Origin of the sequence: Amycolatopsis sp. NPDC005961, assembly GCF_040629235.1 — a bacterium.
GTDB classification, from domain to species: domain Bacteria; phylum Actinomycetota; class Actinomycetes; order Mycobacteriales; family Pseudonocardiaceae; genus Amycolatopsis; species Amycolatopsis camponoti.
In genome coordinates, this window is the sequence record NZ_JBEXVF010000087.1 from 1 (window position 1) to 19,528 (window position 19,528).

Sequence of the window (19,528 nt, forward strand, 5' to 3'; positions counted from 1 at the left end):
CTCGCTTCGCCGTTGCTCGTGTCGCGCTCGACCGGGCCCCAGCCGTTCGTCGCCGTCAGGAACGGCCGATCACCCCATTGGTGCGAGCGTCAGAAGCCGGTCAGGCCGTTGGGTACCCCCAGGCCCGTCGGGGCGTCGTAGCCCGGGCCCGCGACGCACAGGTAGTCATTGCCGCACTTCCTGCCCGCGCCCGAGGGGTCGTTGTTGCCCGTCGTGATGTCCACGAACGATGCCGCCTTCGCGTACAGGCTCGACGGCTGGGTCGCGCCCGCCTGGCCTGAGCGGCCGATCAACCCCGCGATGTACGGCGCCGATGCGCTGGTGCCGTTCACCGGGAGCCAGCCGCCCGCGTCCGTGTAGTGGATCGCGATGTCCTCCGCCGCCGACGCTATGTCCGCCACCGTGCGCTTGCCGCAGTGGGTGTCCTTCTGCCACGACGGCTTCGCGATGTACGCCGAGCAGCCGCTGCCGCCGTACTGCCACGCCGACTCCGCCCAGCCGCGGGCCGAGGACGGGTCGCGGGTCAACGTCGTCCCGCCGACCGAGACCGTGGTCGCCAGGACCGCGGGGTAGCTCGCCGCCGTGAAGCCCGCGTCTCCCGAGGACGCCACGACCGTCACGCCCGGGTGCCGGTAGTGGCTCGCGAACGCCAGCGGTGCGCCGCTTTCCCGTGCGCCGTAACTGTTCGAGACCACCGAAGCGCCCAGCCGGACCGCGGTGTCCTCCGTCTCCGCCAGGTCGGCGAAGCCCGGTGTGGTGCCTTCGACGACCACCAGCCGGCACGACGGGCATGCCGCCGACACCATCGAGACGTCCAAAGTGGACTCCAGTGCCCAGCCGAAGTCCGCTTCGGGCAGCGGTGCGGCGAGACCCTGCTGGTTGACCTTGCGGAAGCAACCGTTCGCCGTCGTGCACGGCGGCAGGCCGTACTGCGCCCGGTACGCCGCCAGGTCCGCCTCCAGGTTCGGGGCGTCGTAGGCGATCGAGATGCCGACGACCGTGTCCGGGCCCGGCGCAGCCGGCAGCCGGTAGGCCGACGCCAGGTCGTCCGCACCCCAGCCGATCGGACCGTCGGCCAACGCGTGCGCGGAGGGGTACGTGGTGAGGCAGCGCAGCAGGCCCGGTCCCGGGTCGGGGCACGCCGCGCGAGGTGCCGTGGCGGCCGTCGCGGCCGGGGCGAACCCGGCCACCGCCACCACCGCGGCCAGCAGGCCGATCCATCTTCTGTTCACAGTGGACTCTCCTCAGACCGGGTAGACGTGGTAGGCGGCGGTGATCGACTCGGCCACGGTGGCCCCGGCCGCGTCGGACGCCGTCACGCGCAGCGAGACGTCCGCGCCGCGGAAGGCCTCCGTGAGCGCGGTGAAGTCCGCGTGGAAGACCCCGGCGCCGCGGGCGGTCACCGGCGCGTCGAGCCAGGTCGTGCCGTCGGTCGAGTACTGGACCGTCGCGCCGGTGATCGGCGAGGCGACGCTCTGCTGCAGGTGCCCGACCGTGAGGTCGAGGCTCTGTGGCCCGGACACCGTGGAGCCGTCCGGACGCAGCCCGCCGACGGCGTACCCGAGGGTCAGCATCGGCTCGACCGCGCACGACCGGTCGACTCCGCCCCGTTGACGCAGGCAGACGAGCGACGGCGGGAGCTGCGCGCCCTCGACGTGCTGCGACTTCCACGTCCACTCGGTGTGGGTCGCCGTGCTCTGGCGGTACATCGGCCCGGTGCGCCCGGCATCGATCGTCAGCCCCAGTGTCGACGGTCCGGACGCCACCGGCTGCTCCAGCGTGAGGTCGGTGGTCCCGGCCGGGTCGCCCTCGGCGAGCGTGGCGCCGTCCTGGGTCAGCGTGTAGTGCCCGGTGACGGTGTCGCGAGACTCGCCGTAGAAGCCGAAGCCGGTGTGCCCCGGCTGGTTGTCGCTGAACGGCGTGATCGACAGCCGCAGCAGGTCCCCGGCCCTCGTCGCGGCCGGCGCTACCGGCGCGCTGCCGTCGTCCGGCGGCAGCAGCGCGACCTCGCCCGCCGGGTGCAGCGGGAACTTGTTCCACTCCTCGGTGACCGCCGAGCCGCCCCGGTAGGCGTGGAACGGCTCGTACTGGCCGCCGGCCCAGCCGGGGAACGGCCCGGGCAGGACGTACTTCGAGAACCCGCCGAACCAGCGCAGGTCCGGTGCCGCCGAGACGTACTCGACCTGCTTGCGCGGCAGCTGGATCGAGTGCGAGACACGGCCGCTGACGTCCTCGAAGGAGAACATCCCGCTGCGCTGCCGCAACCCCAGCGACGAGTACTCGCTGAAGTAGGTCGAGTCGACCGCGGCCACGTCGCGAGCCGTGATCACGTACCGCTGCTGCGGGATCGTTCCCAGCGAGGCTTTCTGCAGCACGTATTCGTACGGCGTGCCCGGCCCCGGCGGGGACACCAGCCTGCTGTACGGGTACGTCTGCAGCGCGCCCGTGCGCACCGGAACGGCCGTCGGCGACACCGCGATCGGCACGCCGGGCCCGGCGTCGAAGTCGACGAGCAGCGCCGGTCCCGTCGTGGCCGCCCGGCGGAACAGGAACCCGGTGTCGTCGAGCAGCGCCGGCCGCGGCGTCACCCACGTCAGCTTGCTCGAAGCGCGGGAAGCGTCGACGCGGACGGTCTTGTCCGCCTTGACCGCGAACTCCGGTTGCGCGCTGAACCGCACCTCAGTCGGGTTGCCGTCGGCGTCGGCCGTCCAGAACAGGCCGAGCGCGCTGTAGTTCCCGTCCGGGGCGCTGAACTTCGCCGTACCGCCGGAGAAGTAGTTGACGCTTTCGACCGGGTCGAGCAGGTTCCCGTCATCGGTGTTGTAGAGGAACGCGACGCCGGTGTCGGCCGGTTTGCCCGCGATGTCGGTGGCGTCGAGCGACACCGTGCGCATCACCGAACGCGGCTGGACGGCCGGGCGCGCCCCGGGCAGCGCGAACCGGGCGCCGCCGGCGAACAGTCCCTGTCCGCCGAAGTGCCCGCGCGCGTTGTCCTCTTTGAACTGCTTCGCCAGCGCGGGCCCGAACGTCGCCGGGTCGGCGGGCAGCGGTGCGCCGGCCAGCAGCGCGCCGACGTCGAACAGGCTCAGGTCCAGCCCGCGCCCGAGGTAGGGGAGCGCGGTGCCGGGCAGCTCGTAGTCGCGGTCGCCGAGCCGCAGGTGCACCAGCGCCCGCGCCATGCCCTTCCCGGCGGCCGGCCGAACGTCGAACAGGGACCGGCCGTCGGCGGTGGTCCGGACGCTGACGCGTTCGCCGGTGATCAAGGTGGCGGACGTCGTGGGCACCGCGGCGCCGGCCTGCGGGGGAGCGATTCCCCCGAGCCCGGCGAGCACGACCCCCAGGACGGACAAAGTTCTTCGCACTGGCACCTCCGTGTGGTGGTTGATCACCACTACCGACGAGCCAGACGCCGAAGCCGTTGAGGCCGGTTCTCGATCTTTCGGAAGTTACCTCGATCGGGTCAACGACCGAGAGTCAGGAATGGGTCGCGGGAACCGGCCGCGCGACGCCGAAACCGCCGTACGGACCGGCTTTCGCGCGCTTGCGGACCTCGTCGAAGTGCCGGTGCACGGCTTCGGCCGCGGCGTCCGCGTCGCGCAGCAGGAGCGCGTCGACGATGGCCTGGTGCCGCTTCGCGGTCGCCGTCGGCGACGACGCCGGCCCGCCCAGCTCGCTTTCGGCGATCCGGTAGACGTCCCAGAACAGCCCGGTGAGCTCGCGCGCGAGGTCGAACCCGGCCTCGGCGCAGATGAGGTCGTGGAACTCGCGGTCGGCCTCCGCGGCGTCCGGGCCCTTGCGCTTCATCCGCGCGACGCAGGCCTGGAGCTCCTCGACCAGGCCGGGCCGGTGGTCGGTGGCGACGCGGCGGGTCAGCTCGGTCTCGAGCATCTCCCGCACCTCCAGGAGGTCGCGCAGCCGTCCGACGTCGGTGGCCCCGCGGGCGCGGGTGCGGAACAGCAGCCACGTCTGCAGCGACTCCGACCCGGCGGACCCGACGAACGTGCCGTAGCCGTGGCGGATCTCGACGATGCCGAGGGCCTGCAGGGCCTTGATCGCCTCGCGGATGGAGTTGCGGCTGACGCCGATGTCCTCCATCAGGCTCAGCTCGGTGGGCATGGGTGCGCCCGGCGGGAGCTCCCGCTCGACGATCAGGTCGATGATGCGCTTGGTGATCTCTTCGCTGCGCTGCGGACGGGCCACTGCTGTCCTCCCCGGATGCGTCGTGAGAGGACATCCTACGTCATACGTCCAGAAGGGTTGACCAGCACGCGAACCCATCCTAGGCTCACGCCGGTCATAGGACGTCCCATGTCCTACCGTTCGAGGCCAGCCGGAGACACCGATGTCCCAGAGCCCGTCGCTCAGCCGCCGCCAGTTGCTGCGCTACACCACCTTCGCCGGGGCGGCCATGGCGTTCCCGACCGTGCTCGCCGCGTGCGGCGGGCCGGCTTCCACCAACAAGACCGGCAGCTCGGCGGGCTCGCTCACCGCCGTCATCGGCTACGGCAACAACCAGACGTGGGACCCGCTGCAGACCGCGTCCGCGTTCTCGATGGCCGCGATCCTGCACTGCTACGAGTCCCTCGTGGAGGGTGACCCGATCACCCGCGCTCCCTTCCCCGGCCTGGCGAAGGCGCTGCCCGCCGACGCGAGCGGCACCAGCCTGAAGTTCGAGCTGCGCGACGGTGCGAAGTGGCACGACGGCCAGCCCGTGACCGCCGACGATGTCGTCTTCACCTACGCCCGCGCCCTCGACGAGAAGGAGAACGTGCTGATCCACAGCTTCTTCTCGCACTGGCTGCAGGAGGTCCGCAAGACCGGCGACCGCGCGGTCGAGTTCGTCCTCAAGTTCCCGTTCCCGTACGCGCTGCAGCGGATCCAGTGCTGCAAGATCGTCCCGAAGCACGTCTACGACGGCAAGTGGGACGACGCCAAGGGCGGCAAGGTCGTCGGCTCCGGCCCGTACAAGGTCGTCGAGCAGGCCCCGCTGTCCCACACCAGCTTCGAGAAGTTCGCCGACTACAACGGCCCGCGCCCGGCGGCCTACGACAAGATGCTCTGGAAGTCCATCGTGGACTCCGCCCCGCGCGTCGCCGCGATCTCCGGTGCCAAGCCGGACGCGCAGATCGCCGAGAACATCCCGGCCGCCAACGCCGACCAGCTGCGCAAGGCCGGTCGCACGGTCGAGTTCGCCGACGGCGGCAACAACCTCTTCCTGCTCTTCAACACCGCGCACGCGCCGTTCGACAAGAACCTCGTGCGCCAGGCGCTGCACTACGCCATCGACAAGAAGAAGATGATCGACATCGGGCTGAAGGGCGCCGGCTCGCCCGGGACGTCGTTCATCAACCCGAAGCTCCCGTCCTCACAGCCGGCGTCGCAGGACTTCGCCTACAACCCCGACAAGGCGAAGCAGCTGCTGCAGCAGGCCGGAGTGAGCAACCTCAAGGTCACGCTGTCCACGACGAACACCTCGCTCGTCGCCGACTGCGTCAAGGTGATCAAGGAGGGCTGGGACGCGATCGGCGTCCAGACCACTTTGGACAGCCAGGACACCAAGGCGCTGTTCTCGAAGCTGGACGCGGGCACCGACTTCCAGGTCGTCGCGACGACGAACAACCCGCTGCAGTTCGGCAACGACCCCGACCTGATGATCCGGTACTACTACGACGCCAAGTCCATCCTCACGAGCAAGTACGCCCGCTTCACCGGCGCCGACGCCCAGTCGCTGCTCGCGCTGCAGGACCAGGCCGCGGCGGAGACGGACGAGGCCAAGCGGACGGCGCTGAACAAGCAGCTGCTGGACCTGATCTCCGAGCAGGCCGTCATCTACCCGGTGGTGTTCACCCAGCTCGGCACGGCGTGGGACCCGAAGGCGCTCAGCGGCGTGCGCGCCCAGGGCTACCCGGGCATCTACCTGAACCAGGCCAAGCCGGTCTAGGAGGAGAACACCCGTGGCCGTCGTCGTGCGGATGCTGCTCAGCCGCATCCTCGCCCTTATCCCGCTGCTGCTCGGCGTGATCCTGTTCGTGTTCATCGTGATGCGGTTCGCACCGGTCGACCCGGCGCTGGCCGCGTTCGACGGCGCGAACGCCACCGCTGAGCAGCTGCAGCAGTTCCGGCTCGAGAACGGGCTGCTGGACCCGCTGCCGCTGCAGTACGTCCACTTCGTCTGGCACCTGGCCCAGGGCGACTTCGGGACCAGCGTGATCACCAAGCAGCCGGTCGGCGACACGATCTCGACGGCGCTGCCGCTGACCGTCCAGCTGACCCTGCTCGGCCTGGTCATCGCGCTGGTGACGGCGCTGGTGCTCGGCGTGACGTCGGCGCTGTTCCGCGACCGCTGGCCGGACAAGGTGATCCGCGTGGTCACCCTGGCCGGGGTCGCCGCGCCGGCGTTCTGGGTGGCGCTGCTGCTGGTCCAGTGGCTGGCGGTCGGCGAGGGCCTGTTCCCGACCAGCGGCTACGTCAGCCCGGCCGACTCCTTCGGCGGCTGGCTCAACTCGCTGACGCTGCCCGCGGTCTCCCTGGCGCTGCCGGTGGCCGCGCAGCTGACCCGGGTGATCCGGACGTCGATGGTCGAAGAGCTCGACAAGGACTACGTCCGCACCGCGCGCGGCGGCGGCCTGCCGCCGGTGGTCGTGGTCGGGCGCAACGTGCTGCGCAACGCGCTGGTCACGCCGCTGACCGTGCTCGGCCTGCGGGTCGGCTACCTGCTGGGCGGCGCCGTCGTCATCGAGACGATGTTCGCGCTGCCGGGGATGGGGCAGAACATGATCCAGGCCGTCACCGACGGCGACACCGCCAAGGTGCAGGGCTTCGTCATCACGATCGCGATCGGGTTCGTGCTGGTCAACCTGATCGTCGACGTCCTGTACCTGATCGCGAACCCGCGCCTGTGGAGCCACGCGTGAAGCGCCTGCGCGCGGCCTGGCCCGCGCTCGCGATCCTCGGCGTGCTGCTCCTGGTCGCCGTGCTCGGCACGCTCGTCGCGACGCACAACCCGGACGCGCTCAGCACCGACACCGGCGGCCCGAGCGGGTCCCACTGGTTCGGCACCGACACCTCCGGCCGCGACATCTTCTCCCGGCTCGTCGCCGGCACGCGCTGGTCGCTCGCCATCGGCCTGGGGGCGGTGGCGCTCGCGCTCGTGTCGGGGGCGGTGATCGGGGCGTTCGCCGCGACCTCGAACCGCCGCGTGGACGCCGTCGTCATGCGGGTCCTCGACGTCATCATGGCGTTCCCCGGTATCGCGCTGGCCGCGGTGCTGGTGGCGGTGTTCGGCCACGGGATCCTGGTGCTGATCCTCGCCATCGGGTTCTTGAACATGCCCGCGGTGGCGCGGGTGATCCGGGCGAACGTCCTGGCCCAGTACGGCGAGGACTACGTCGCGGCCGAACGCGTGATCGGCGCGAGGCGGTTCTTCGTGCTGACGCGGCACGTCGCGATCAACTGCGCCGCGCCGGTGCTGGTCTACTGCACGGTCACGGTGGCCGACGCGATCGTGTTCGAGGCGTCCCTGTCGTTCATCGGGGCAGGCATCCAGCCGCCGGACCCGTCGTGGGGTTCGGTGCTGGCCGACGGCAAGGACCTGGTGCTGACCGGCGGCTGGTGGGCGACGCTGTTCCCCGGCTTGCTGATCCTGGTCACGGTGCTCGCGCTGAACATCCTGTCCGAGCGGATCTCGGACGCCTGGGCCGCGCCGTCGGCCCGCGCGGTCAAGGCGGCCGAAGTCGCGAAGGCCGTCGAGAAGCGCGAAGACGCCGACACCGCGCCCGTCCTGCCGATCGCCGGCCTGCGGGAAGCGGGGGAGCGGCTGGCCCGCACCGCCCGGTCCCTGGACCACCGCGAGACGGTCCTGGAGGTCGACCGGCTGGCGATCGCGTTCCCCGGCCGTCACGAAGGGGTGGCCGTCGTCGACGGCGTGTCCTTCAGCGTCCGCGCGGGCGAAGTCCTCGGCTTGATCGGCGAGTCCGGCTGCGGCAAGACGCTCACCGCGCTGTCGATCCTCGGCCTGCAGCCCGCGACCGCCCGGGTATCCGGCCAGATCCGGTTCGCCCAGCGCGATCTGCTCGCTTTGCGCCCCGGTGAACGACGGAGGCACCTCGGCCACGACATCGCGATGATCTACCAGGACGCGTTGAGCTCGCTCAACCCGGCGATGACGATCCGGGCCCAGCTCAAGCAGTTCACCCGCCGCGGCGGCACCCGCACCCCGGCCGAGCTGCTCGAACTGGTCAACCTCGACCCGGAACGGACGCTGCGCGCGTACCCGCACGAGCTGTCCGGTGGCCAGCGCCAGCGCGTGCTGATCGCGATGGCGCTCTCGCGGGACCCGAAGCTGATCGTCGCCGACGAGCCGACCACCGCGCTCGACGTCACCGTGCAGGCGCAGATCATGGCGCTGCTGCTGCGGCTGCAGGAAGAGCTCGGGTTCGCGCTCGTCCTCGTCTCGCACGACCTGGCGCTGGTGTCCGAGATCGCCGACCGCGTCGTCGTCATGTACGGCGGCCAGGTCGCCGAGCTGGGCGCGACCGCCGAGGTCGTGGGTTCGCCCCGGCACCACTACACGCGCGGGCTGCTCAGCGCGGTGCTGTCGCTGGAGGAGAACGAGGCGCGGCTCACCCAGATCAAGGGGGTCGTCCCGGCCCCGGCCGAGTTCCCGGCCGGCTGCCGCTTCGCCGACCGCTGCCCGGCCGCCCGCGCCAAGTGCCACGACGAGACGCCGGTCCGCTTCGGCGAGCCCGTCGACCACCTCGTCGCCTGCCACTTCCCGGCCGTCGACATCGCTCGCGAGAAGGAGGCGACGGCGTGAGCCTCCTGGAGCTCGACGGCGTCCACGTCGTCCACAAGATCCGCGGCCGAGGCCTCTTCGGCCACGACAGCGTCTACGCCCTCACCGACGCCCACCTGGTCGTCGCACCGGGGGAGACGATCGGCATCGTCGGCGAGTCGGGCTGCGGCAAGTCGACCCTGGCGAAGGTGATCGTCGGCCTGCAGCCCCCGACCGCCGGCACGGTCCGGTTCCGGGGGAAGCCCCTGGACGCGGGGTCCGGGCGCGAGGTCGGCATGGTCTTCCAGGACCCGTCGACCGCGCTCAACCGGCGGCTCGCCGTCGCCAGGATCATCCGCGACCCCCTGGACGTGCACAAAGCCGGGACGCCGGCCGAGCGCGACGACCGCGTCCGCGAGCTGATGTCGCTGGTCGGCCTGCCCGCCAGCGCCGCCGACGCGGTCCCGGGCCAGCTCTCCGGCGGCCAGCGCCAGCGCGTCGCCATCGCGCGGGCCCTGGCCCTGCGGCCCGCGCTGCTGGTCGCCGACGAGCCGACGTCCGCCCTCGACGTCTCGGTCCGCGCCCAGATCCTCAACCTGCTGCTCGACCTGCGCGAACAGCTGGACCTGGCGATGGTGTTCGTCTCCCACGACATCCAGACGGTGTCGAAGATGAGCGACCGGATCGTCACGATGTACCTGGGCCGGATCGTCGAGGAGGCGCCGGTGGGGGCCGAGGCCCGTCACCCGTACACGCGGGCCCTCTTCTCGGCGACGCCCAGCCTGCTGAACCCGGTCGAGCCGATCGTGCTGACCGGCCCGGTGCCCTCGGCGACGCGCCCGCCGAGCGGCTGCCCGTTCCGCACCCGCTGCCCGAAGGCCACCGACGAGTGCGCGGCCGAGCTGCCGCCGCTCGCCGTGGCCGACGGCGGGCACACGTACCGCTGCATCCATCCCGAGATCCCCACCGGAGTGAGCACCTGATGCCGAAGTTCGCCGGAATCGTCCCGCCGCTGTGCACGCCGTTCACCGACGACTTCAGCGTGGACACCGACTCGCTGCGGCGCCACGTCGAGTTCCAGCTCGACGCCGGCGTCCACGGCGTGTTCGTCCTCGGCTCCTCCAGCGAGGTCGCCTTCCTGCCCGACGCCCAGCGCCGCGTCGTCGTCGAAACGACGGTCGACCAGGTCGCCGGGCGCGTCCCGGTGCTCGTCGGCTGTATCGACATGACGACATTGCGCGTCGCCGAGCACATCAAGGCCGCCGAAGCCGCCGGGGCCGACGCCGTCGTCGTCACCGCGCCCTACTACACGCGGACCCACGTCGCGGAGATCGACCGGCACTTCCGCCTGCTGCACGAGCGGACGGCGCTCCCGATCGTCGCCTACGACATCCCGGTCGCGGTGCACACCAAGCTCGACGGCGGGATGGTCCTCGATCTCGCCGCCGACGGCGTTCTCGCCGGCCTGAAGGACTCGAGCGGAGACGAAGCCGCGTTCCGGGCCGTGCTGCTCGGCAAGCGCGACCGCGGCCTGGACACCTTCGCCGTCTTCACCGGGTCCGAGCTGGTCGTGGACGCGGCCCTGGCGATGGGCGCGGACGGCGCCGTCCCGGGTCTCGGCAACGTCGACCCGGTCGGGTACGTGCTCATCCACGACCACTTCAAGTCCGGCAACCTCGCCGCGGCGAGGCGCGAGCAGGAACGGCTGATGAAGCTGTTCTCGATCACGTCCGTCGCCCCGCCGAGCCGGATGGGCCGCGGCTCGGCCGGCCTCGGTGCCTTCAAGGCCGCGATGAAGATGCGCGGGTTCATCGACAACGCGGTCATGGCGCCGCCGCAGCTGCCCCTGGACGACGAGGAACTGCTGCGGATCAAGGAGAAGCTCGCCGAAGCGGGGCTGCTCTGATGATCCGCTACGGGGCCGACTACAACCCGGAGCACTGGCCCGAAGAGGTGCGCCGGGACGACCTGAAGCTGATGGCCGAAGCGGGCGTCACGATGGTGACGGCGGGGATCTACTCGTGGGCCGGCGTCGAACCGCGGCCGGGGGAGTACGACTTCGGCTGGTTCGACGGGGTCATGAACGACCTCGCGGGCGCGGGTATCGGCGTCTGCCTGGCGACGATGACCGCGTCCCCGCCGCCGTGGCTGACCCACGCGCACCCGGAGATCCTGCCGGTGCGCGCCGACGGCGTCCGGCTCTCGCCCGGGGCCCGGCAGCAGTTCTGCCCGTCGAGCCCGGTCTACCTCGCGCACGCCGCCCGGCTGGTCAGCGAGCTGGCGACGCGGTACGCGGGCCATCCCGCGCTGGCGATGTGGCACGTCGGCAACGAGTTCGGCTGCCACGTCCGGGCCTGCTACTGCGACGAGTCCGCGTCGGACTTCCGCGTCTGGCTGCAGGACCGGTACGGCACGATCGAGGCGCTCAACGCGGCGTGGACGACCACCTTCTGGGCCCAGCGGTACGACGACTGGGCCGAGATCCTGCCACCCCGGGTGGCGCCGACGTTCCCCAACCCCGCGCAGCAGCTGGACTTCCACCGGTTCTCCTCCGACGCCGCGCTCGGCTGCTTCCTCACCGAACAGCGGGTGCTGCGCCGCGTCACGCCGGACGTCCCGATCACGACCAACTTCGTCGGCCTGGTCCAGAAAGCGCTCGACTGGCACCTGTGGACGCCGCACGAGGACGTCGTCAGCCTGGACTCCTACCCCGATCCCCACGACCCACGCGCCCATGTCGAAGCCGGGTTCGCGTACGACCTGGTGCGGTCCACCAAGGACCAGCCGTGGCTGCTGCTCGAACAGGCGCCCAGCGCGGTGAACTGGCGGCCGCGCAACAGTCCCAAGCCGCCCGGCGCGATGCGGCTCGGCAGCTGGCAGGCCATCGCCCAGGGCGCCGACGCCGTCCTGTTCTTCCAGTGGCGCCAGACCAGCGGCGGCGCCGAGAAGTTCCACTCCGCGATGGTGCCGCACGGCGGCCGCGACACGCGGACGTTCCGCGAGACCGCCGCCTTGGGGCAGGAGCTGGCCCGGGTGCCGGAGCTGGCCGAGACGCGCGTGCGCGCCGACGTCGCCCTGCTGCACGACTGGCCGAGCTGGTGGGGCCTCGAACTCGACTCGCACCCGGCTCGGCTGGAGTACCTGGAGACGCACCTCGCGCACTACGCGCCGTTGTTCGACGCCAACGTCACCTGCGACGTCGTCCACCCGTCGCGGGACCTCACGTCGTACAAGCTGGTCGTCGTCCCGAACCTGTACCTGCTGGAGCAGGCGGCCGCCGACAACCTGCGCGCGTACGTCGCGGGCGGCGGGCACCTCGTGGTGTCGTACTTCTCCGGCATCGTCGACGGCTGTGACCGCGCGTACCTGGGCGGCCATCCCGCACCGCTGCGGGACATCCTCGGCCTGCGGGTCGACGAGTTCTGGCCCCTGGATGGGCCGGTCGATCTCGATTTCGCGGACGGGACAACGGATTCCGGGGTCATCTGGTCCGAATGGATCGAACCCGAAGGCGCCGAAGTCGTCGCGTCCTTCGCCTCCGGTGACCTGGCCGGGCGGCCCGCGATCACCCGCCACGTGTTCGGCGACGGCGTCGCCTGGTACCTCGGCACCCGGCCCGACCTGGCGCCGCTGTTCGGCCGCATCACCGCCGAAGCCGGGGTGACGCCGGTGCTCGACACCCCGCCCGGGGTCCAGGCGGTCGTCCGGCACGGTGCGGAAAGCGCTTACCTGATCCTGCTCAACCACGGCACCGCGCCGGTCACCGTCGACCTGCCGCACGCCGCGCCGGACCTGCTGACCGACCCGTCGCGGCCGGTGCGCGAGATCCGGCTCGCCCCGCGAGGTGTCGCCGTCCTGAAAGGATGAGAATGAGAACACTGGGGAGAGGGGCCGCCTTGGTGGCCCTGGTGGCGAGCACGCTGCTCGCCGTCAACCCGGCGCAGGCCGCGCCGCAGTTCGACCAGCAGGTGCTGTTCAAGGCGTCGCAGGATCCCGGGTACAGCTGCTTCCGGATCCCGGCGATCGTGAAATCCACCCACGGCACGCTGCTGGCGTTCGCCGAAGGCCGCATCGACAACTGCGGCGACACCGGCGACATCGACCTCGTGCTCAAGCGCTCCACCGACGGCGGCCGGACGTGGTCGCCGCTGCAGGTCGTCAACCGCGGCGACGGGGACACCCACGGCAACCCGGTGCCGATCGTGGACAGCCGCACCGGCCGGATCGTGCTGATCACGACGTACAACCAGGGCCGCACCGACGACAAGGGCTGCGACGTCCCCTGCCCGCGCACCCCGCACTCGCAGTACAGCGACGACGACGGCCTGACCTGGTCCACTCCGGTCGACATCAGCGCGCAGGCGAAGCTCCCGAACTGGGACTCGTGGTACGCGTCCGGGCCAGTGCACGGGATCCAGCTGACGCACGGCCGCCACGCGGGACGGCTCGTGTTCGGCGTCAACGCGGAAACCAGCGACGGCACGAACTCCGTCGAAAACCACGCCGGGCTCGTCTACAGCGACGACGGCGGCCGCACCTGGCACGTCGGCGCCGTGAACTCGTACCCGCACCCGGTCGGCGGGACGTACACGCAGAAGCCGTCCGAGGTGACCGTGGTCGAGCTGCCCGACGGGTCGATCTACGCCGGCGGCCGTGAGCAGGGTGGCACGGACATCGGCAACCGCGACTACGCCGTCAGCCGCGACGGCGGCGAGACGTTCACGAGGTCCTTCACCACCATCCCCGACCTCGTGACGCCGATGGTGCAGGGCGCGGTGCTGCGCGTCGGCAACCGCCTCCTGTTCTCGTCGCCCTCGGACACCGACCGGCGGCGGTGGATGATGATCCGCTCGTCGTACGACGGCGGCCGGACGTGGGAGAACGCCGAGCAGGGCACGCGGATCACGACGGACTGGTCCGGCTACTCGGATCTGGTGCAGATCGGCGGCCCGGAGATCGGGCTCCTGTACGAGGGCGGCGCGGTCGACGCGCGCGACGAGATCCGCTTCGCGCGGTTCGACGAGTCCTACCTGGGCTGGAAGAACTCGGCCGGACCGTCCACACCGGACGTTTCGCGGCACGCCGACGCCCGGGTTCTCAGCGGCGCTTCGGTCGCTGCGGGACGCTTCGGCGGAGCGCTGACGTTGGACGGTGTCGACGACTACGTCCGCGTCCCGTACGACCCGGCGCAGCCACCCGGCGAGGGTGACCTCACGTGGACGGGCTGGTTCCGGTACGGCGCCACGAAGGGCAACCAGGTGCTGTTCTGGCTGGGCGGGATGGGCACGACCGCGCCGCAGCTGTGGCTGCGCGGCGAGCCGGCCAACCACCGCCTGATCGCGATGATGACGACGGCGGCCGGGAGCGCGTCGATCTCGTCGGCACAGGCGTACGACGACCAGGCCTGGCACCACGTGGCTCTGGAGCGCACGGGCGGGCACCTGCTGCTGTGGGTGGACGGCGTCCAGGTCGCTTCCGGTCCCGCCGCTTCCGGTTCGGTGAGCCGGACGGTGTCGTTCCAGCTGCAGCTGGGTCAGCGGCTGGACAACCAGTTCCGCTGGAACGGTGCGTTCGACGAAGTCCGCTTCTACCGCCGGGCGCTGACGTCACCGGAGCTGGACGCGATCCGGCTGCGGAACGCACCGGTTCCCGCGGGCCAGGTCCTGCGGCTGCCCTTCGACCGCGTGCACTGAGCGCGGTCACACCGTCCGGCAGGTGAGCTGTGGTCGTCCGGTGGCGTCGCCGTTGCCGGTCACCGCGTTGAAGCCGAACGTCGTCGAGCCGCCCGCGTCGAGCTTCGCGTTCCAGTCCGCGTTGTCGACCGTCACCGTCTTGCCGTCGACGGTGAAGGTGCCGTTCCACAGGCCCGTGATGTGGTGCCCGTCGGGGAGGGACCAGCGGACGCTCCAGCCGCGCAGGCCGGTGCCGTGGTCGTTGCGGACCGTCACCTGGACCTGGTAGCCGCCCGGCCAGGACGTCGTCACCGCGTAGCTGGCCGCGCAGCCCAGGTCGGCGGGGGGTGCGGTGGTCGTCGGCGGAGTGGTGACCGGGGGCGCGGACGAGAGCGGCGCGGCGACCGGGGTGCTGCCGTCGGGCACGAGCGCCGTCCCGATCACCACGCCCAGGGCCAGCAGGACGGCTCCGCCCGCGGACGCCAGCACCGCCCGGCGGCGTGGGCGGGGGAGGCGCAGCATGCGGGTCCCGGTGCGGGGGCGGGGCCGCGGCGGCGGCAGCGGACGCCCGCCGGTGACCGCTTCGAACAGCTCCTGGACCTCCGCCATCGCCGGGCGCTGTGCCGGGTCGCGCTGCAGGAGCCGGCTCAGCGCCTCGGCGAGCGGCCCGCTGTGGCGCGGCGGGATCGGCTCCTCCCGGGCGACCCGCAGCAGGAGGACGATCGGGTTGTCTTCGTTGCCGAAGGGCGGCATGCCCTCCAGCGCGCGGTAGAGCGTCGCGCCGAGCGAGAAGACGTCGGACGGGAAGCCCGCTTCGCCGCCGCCGGCGACTTCGGGGGAGAGGTAGGCGGGCGTGCCCGCGATGAACCCGCCCCCGGTGACGGTGCCTTCGCCGGTGGCGCGGGAGATGCCGAAGTCGGCGATCTTGGCGACGCCGCCGTCGGCGAGCAGGACGTTGGCCGGCGTGACGTCCCGGTGCACGATGCCTTCGGCGTGCGCGGCGGCCAGCGCGGACGCGACCTGCACGCCGATGCGCGCGACCTCGTCGGCGGGCAGGCGCTCCCGGTCGAGCAGGACGTCGGCGAGGCTCCGCGACGGCAGGTACTCCATGACCAGGTAGGGCTCGCCGCCTTCTTCGACGACGTCGTGCACGGTGATGGCGTGCGGGTGCCGCAGCCGCGCGGTCAGCCGGGCCTCCCGCAGCGCACGCAGGGCGGCCTCCTCGCCGGCGGCCTGCCCGATGGCCGGGTCGTAGCCCAGCTGCTTGACGGCGACGACGCGGTCGAGCCGCTCGTCGCGGGCACGCCAGACGACGCCCATGGCGCCCTGGCCGACCCGTTCGGTCAGCCGGTAGCGCCCGGCGATCAGCGGTCCTGCGTCGATCACGACGACCTCCCGGCCTTCCCCGGAACACACGGATGCGGGGGACGATCGGTTCGAGCTTAACGACCCGCGCTTCGGGGCGCCGACGAACGCCGGGCATCGCGGCCCGCCCACCGCCACCCGGGTGAACGGGCCGCGTCCTCAGGCGCCGGGTGCGTGCAGCTGGTCCCACGTCGGCACGTACGGCTCGAACCGCAGCGTCATCCCCGCCTCCGACGGCAGCTTGTCCGCCTTGCGCGCGTTGCAGCTACGGGACGCGCCGCCGCACGCCGCGACCGTGTTCAGCCACGACGTCCGCGCGCCGCCGCGGCTGAGCGGCGTCACGTGGTCGATCGTCGTGGCGCGGCGGCCGCAGTACGCGCACCGGTGGCCGTCGCGGGTCAGCACCCCGCGGCGGGACCAGCGGGGCGGCTGCGTATATCGCCACTTCATGACGACGTACCTCAGCAACCGCACGATCTTCGGGCGCGGGAACAGCCCGTAGGCGAGACCGTCCTCGGCCTCGTGGATCTCGGCGACGTGCCGCACCAGCATGCGGATCGCGTGCGGGACCGAGACCGTCTGCAGCGGCTCATAACCGGCGTTCAGGACGAGTACCTTCACAACACACCTCTTTCCTCTCGGCGAAATCGTCGCCGAGAGGAAAGAGGTGCGTCAATCGTGTTTCACCGCAGCGGATGCGTGCGGAAGAACCGCCAGATGACCGGCGTCGCGTCGATCACCGTCGGCGTGGCCGAGTCGTTGTTCGGCTGCGTGCTCGGCCAGACGTGCCCGGCACCTTCGACGCGGTAGTGCTCGAGCGTGCTCCGCCGGTCGCAGCCGAGCCACTTCTGCGCGACGACGCCCTCGACCGGAGTCCACGACACGGGCTTCGGGAAGCAACCGTCCCTTGTGGACCATGCCGCCAGCCAGTCGGGGATGGCGGGCAGGCCCTTCGCCGGGTTGCCCGCGTAGGGGATGGTCGTGTCGGCGGTGCCGTGGAAGTCGAGGATCGATGCCGGGCGGCTCGGCGAGCAGGCGCCGCCCTGCGGGTAGAACGCTCCCGACACCGGGGCGAACGCCGCGATCCGGCCGGGCAGCCGGCACGCCAGCACGCCGACGAACCCGCCGCCGTTGGACTTCCCGGCCGCGAAGATCCGGTCGTTGTCGACGCACAGCTCGCGCTGCAGCGAGTTCAGCAGGTCGCTGGTGAACAGGACGTCGTCGGCGGCGGCCGAGTAGGGCGCGCCGGTCCAGGCCGACTCGCCGTCGGTGCCGATCAGGCCCTGCGGGTAGACCGAGATCGCGTCCAGCGTCGAGAAACCGGACAATTCCTCCTGGTACTGCGACGTGCGCTTGTGCCCGTGGAACGACAGGACCAGCGGGTACGCCCGGCGTGGGCTGTAGTGCGCCGGCAGGTGCACGGTGTACTCGCGGTCGAGCCCGCCGGAGACGACGTGCCGGGTGGTCGTCACCCCGGCCGGCACCGGCGCGGCGCGGCCGCAGCCGGTGGTGCGGACGGGGTGGTCGACGACGGCCGACGCGGCGGCGGGAGCGGCGAAGGCGGTGGTCAGGGCGCAGGCCGCGGCGAACGCGGCCGCCCACCGGGGCAGGGGTCCGGGCACTCGATCCTCCTTGATCGGCAGCGGGGCGTGGCCAGCATCACCCCGGGAGCCGGGGCCCACCTACATTGCGTTCATAAAGTGCGCGACCGGGTGAGCACCGGGAATGTCGGACCGCCTCGGTAGGATCGGCCCACCTCGGCCGTCGCACCCGAAAGGACCGGAAGTGACCACCCCGATCGAAACGCTGGAGTTCCAGTCGGAAGCGCGTCAGCTGCTCCAGCTGATGATCCATTCGATCTACTCGAACAAGGACACGTTCCTGCGGGAGCTCGTGTCCAACGCCTCCGACGCCCTCGACAAGCTGCGGCTGGAGTCGTACCGCGACAAGGACCTCGGCGCGGACACGTCCGACCTGCACATCGCGCTCGAGACGGACGCGGCCGAGCGGACCCTGACGGTGCGCGACAACGGCATCGGCATGACGCGCGACGAGGTCGTCGCGCTCATCGGCACGATCGCCAAGTCCGGCACCGCGGACTTCCTGACCAAGCTCAAGGAAGCCAAGGACTCGGCGGCGTCGCAGGACCTGATCGGCCAGTTCGGGGTCGGGTTCTACGCGAGCTTCATGGTCGCGGACAAGGTCACCCTGGTGACGCGCAAGGCGGGCACCACCGAAGGCGTCCGCTGGGAGTCGACCGGCGAAGGCACGTACACGATCGAACCCGTCGAAGACGCGCCCCAGGGCACCACGGTCACCCTGCACCTCAAGCCCGAGGACGCCGAGGACCACCTCTACGACTACACGTCCCCGGCGAAGATCCGGGAGATCGTCAAGAAGTACTCCGACTTCATCACCTGGCCGATCCGCATGGCGGGCGAGGCCGCCGAGGGCGAGGAGCCGAAGACCGAGACCGTCAACTCGATGAAGGCGCTGTGGGCGCGCTCGTCGAGCGAGGTCACCGAGGCCGAGTACCACGAGTTCTACAAGCACGTCAGCCACGACTGGCAGGACCCGCTGGAGACCATCCGGCTGCAGGCCGAGGGCACGTTCGAGTACCAGGCTCTGCTGTTCCTGCCCTCGCACGCGCCGATGGACCTGTTCCTGCGGGAGCGCAAGCGCGGCGTGCAGCTGTACGTGAAGCGCGTCTTCATCATGGACGACTGCGAGTCGCTCGTCCCCGAGTACCTGCGGTTCGTCAAGGGCGTCGTCGACGCGCAGGACCTCTCGCTGAACGTCTCGCGCGAGATCCTGCAGCAGGACCGGCAGATCCAGCTGATCCGCCGTCGCCTGGTGAAGAAGGTCCTCTCGACGGTCAAGACGATGATGACCGCCGACGCCGAGAAGTACGCGACGTTCTGGCGGGAGTTCGGGCGGGCGGTCAAGGAGGGCCTGCTCGACGACTTCGAGAACCGGGAGGCCATCCTCGAGATCTCGTCGTTCGCTTCGACGCACGACGCGGAGAAGCCGACTTCGCTGCGCGAGTACGTCGAGCGGATGAAGGACGGCCAGGAGCACATCTACTTCATGACCGGCGAGTCGCGGTCCGCGATCGAGAACTCCCCGCACATGGAGGCGTTCCGGGCCAAGGGCTACGAGGTGCTGGTGCTGACCGACCCGATCGACGAGATGTGGGTCGACGCGGTGCCGGGCTTCGACGGCAAGCAGTTCCAGTCGATCGCCAAGGGCCAGGTCGACCTCGAGTCGGACGAGGACAAGAAGGCCACCGAGGTCGCCCGCGAGCAGCAGAACAAGGACTTCGAGGGCCTGCTGTCGTGGATGGGCACGGCGCTGGGTGACGACGTCAAGGAGGTCCGGCTCTCGTCGCGGCTGACGACGTCGCCGGCGTGCATCGTCGGGGACACGCACGACCTGTCGCCGACGCTGGAGAAGATGTACCGCGCGATGGGGCAGGAGCTGCCGCCGATCAAGCGGATCCTGGAGCTGAACCCCGAGCACGGCCTGGTCACCGGCCTGCGCGAGGCACACGCGGCGCGGCCGGAGGACGCCGGGCTGACGGAGACGGCGGAGCTGCTGTACGGCATGGCGCTGCTGGCCGAGGGTGGCGAGCTGGGCGACCCGGCCCGGTTCATCAAGCTCCTGGCCAGCCGCCTGGAGAAGACGCTCTGAGGTGACGCCCGGGAGGTCTTGAACGACT

The 19,528-nt window shown here is 71.3% G+C and carries 14 protein-coding genes; 8 read left to right on the plus strand and 6 right to left on the minus strand.

The window, feature by feature from the left end:
* Positions 1-89 precede the first annotated feature (89 nt).
* The 3 genes from ABZ342_RS42960 to ABZ342_RS42970 form a co-directional block, all read right to left on the minus strand.
* Positions 90-1,232, minus strand: a complete 1,143-nt coding sequence (locus tag ABZ342_RS42960; protein ID WP_360486080.1) for a S8 family serine peptidase — start codon at positions 1,230-1,232, stop codon at positions 90-92.
* A 12-nt stretch (positions 1,233-1,244) separates the two neighbouring features.
* Positions 1,245-3,362: a hypothetical protein gene (locus tag ABZ342_RS42965; RefSeq protein WP_360486083.1), complete on the minus strand. Its 2,118-nt coding sequence runs from the start codon at positions 3,360-3,362 to the stop codon at positions 1,245-1,247.
* Between the two features lie 112 nt (positions 3,363-3,474).
* Complete coding sequence (locus ABZ342_RS42970; protein ID WP_360486086.1) at positions 3,475-4,200, minus strand: FadR/GntR family transcriptional regulator; 726 nt, start codon at positions 4,198-4,200, stop codon at positions 3,475-3,477.
* A gap of 142 nt (positions 4,201-4,342) precedes the next feature.
* Here ABZ342_RS42970 and ABZ342_RS42975 point away from each other — a divergent pair, with 142 nt between their 5' ends.
* The 7 genes from ABZ342_RS42975 to ABZ342_RS43005 are packed head-to-tail and all read left to right on the plus strand — an operon-like array spanning position 4,343 to position 14,466.
* Positions 4,343-5,941 carry an ABC transporter substrate-binding protein gene (locus ABZ342_RS42975; RefSeq protein WP_360486089.1) on the plus strand — a complete coding sequence of 533 codons (1,599 nt, stop codon included), beginning with the start codon at positions 4,343-4,345 and terminating at the stop codon, positions 5,939-5,941.
* A gap of 13 nt (positions 5,942-5,954) precedes the next feature.
* Complete coding sequence (locus ABZ342_RS42980) at positions 5,955-6,914, plus strand: ABC transporter permease (protein WP_360486092.1); 960 nt, start codon at positions 5,955-5,957, stop codon at positions 6,912-6,914.
* On the plus strand, positions 6,911-8,815 hold the full coding sequence (locus ABZ342_RS42985; protein WP_360486095.1) for a dipeptide/oligopeptide/nickel ABC transporter permease/ATP-binding protein: 1,905 nt from the start codon (positions 6,911-6,913) through the stop codon (positions 8,813-8,815). Before ABZ342_RS42980 ends, ABZ342_RS42985 begins: the two co-directional genes overlap by 4 nt.
* A complete protein-coding gene (locus tag ABZ342_RS42990) occupies positions 8,812-9,756 on the plus strand; it encodes an ABC transporter ATP-binding protein (protein WP_360486098.1) in 945 nt (314 codons plus the stop codon). Before ABZ342_RS42985 ends, ABZ342_RS42990 begins: the two co-directional genes overlap by 4 nt.
* The gene (locus ABZ342_RS42995; RefSeq protein WP_360486101.1) at positions 9,756-10,679 is read left to right on the plus strand and encodes a dihydrodipicolinate synthase family protein; all 924 of its coding nucleotides are present in this window, start codon (positions 9,756-9,758) and stop codon (positions 10,677-10,679) included. Before ABZ342_RS42990 ends, ABZ342_RS42995 begins: the two co-directional genes overlap by 1 nt.
* Positions 10,679-12,640: a beta-galactosidase gene (locus tag ABZ342_RS43000; RefSeq protein WP_360486104.1), complete on the plus strand. Its 1,962-nt coding sequence runs from the start codon at positions 10,679-10,681 to the stop codon at positions 12,638-12,640. Before ABZ342_RS42995 ends, ABZ342_RS43000 begins: the two co-directional genes overlap by 1 nt.
* Before the next feature lie 2 nt (positions 12,641-12,642).
* A complete protein-coding gene (locus ABZ342_RS43005) occupies positions 12,643-14,466 on the plus strand; it encodes a sialidase family protein (RefSeq protein WP_360486107.1) in 1,824 nt (607 codons plus the stop codon).
* A gap of 6 nt (positions 14,467-14,472) precedes the next feature.
* Here the strand turns inward: ABZ342_RS43005 and ABZ342_RS43010 are convergent, their stop codons facing one another.
* The 3 genes from ABZ342_RS43010 to ABZ342_RS43020 all read right to left on the minus strand — a co-directional run bounded on the left by ABZ342_RS43010 (position 14,473) and on the right by ABZ342_RS43020 (position 17,432).
* Positions 14,473-15,831 carry a protein kinase gene (locus tag ABZ342_RS43010; RefSeq protein WP_360486110.1) on the minus strand — a complete coding sequence of 453 codons (1,359 nt, stop codon included), beginning with the start codon at positions 15,829-15,831 and terminating at the stop codon, positions 14,473-14,475.
* Positions 15,832-15,969: 138 nt separating this feature from the next.
* A complete protein-coding gene (locus tag ABZ342_RS43015) occupies positions 15,970-16,431 on the minus strand; it encodes an HNH endonuclease (protein WP_155543612.1) in 462 nt (153 codons plus the stop codon).
* 62 nt (positions 16,432-16,493) lie between these two features.
* The gene (locus tag ABZ342_RS43020; protein ID WP_360486113.1) at positions 16,494-17,432 is read right to left on the minus strand and encodes a ferulic acid esterase; all 939 of its coding nucleotides are present in this window, start codon (positions 17,430-17,432) and stop codon (positions 16,494-16,496) included.
* Positions 17,433-17,595: 163 nt separating this feature from the next.
* Between ABZ342_RS43020 and htpG the strand changes: the two genes are divergently transcribed.
* Entirely contained in the window at positions 17,596-19,500 is a 1,905-nt protein-coding gene (gene htpG / locus ABZ342_RS43025; protein ID WP_196425366.1) for a molecular chaperone HtpG, read from the plus strand.
* The last annotated feature ends 28 nt before the right edge of the window (positions 19,501-19,528 follow it).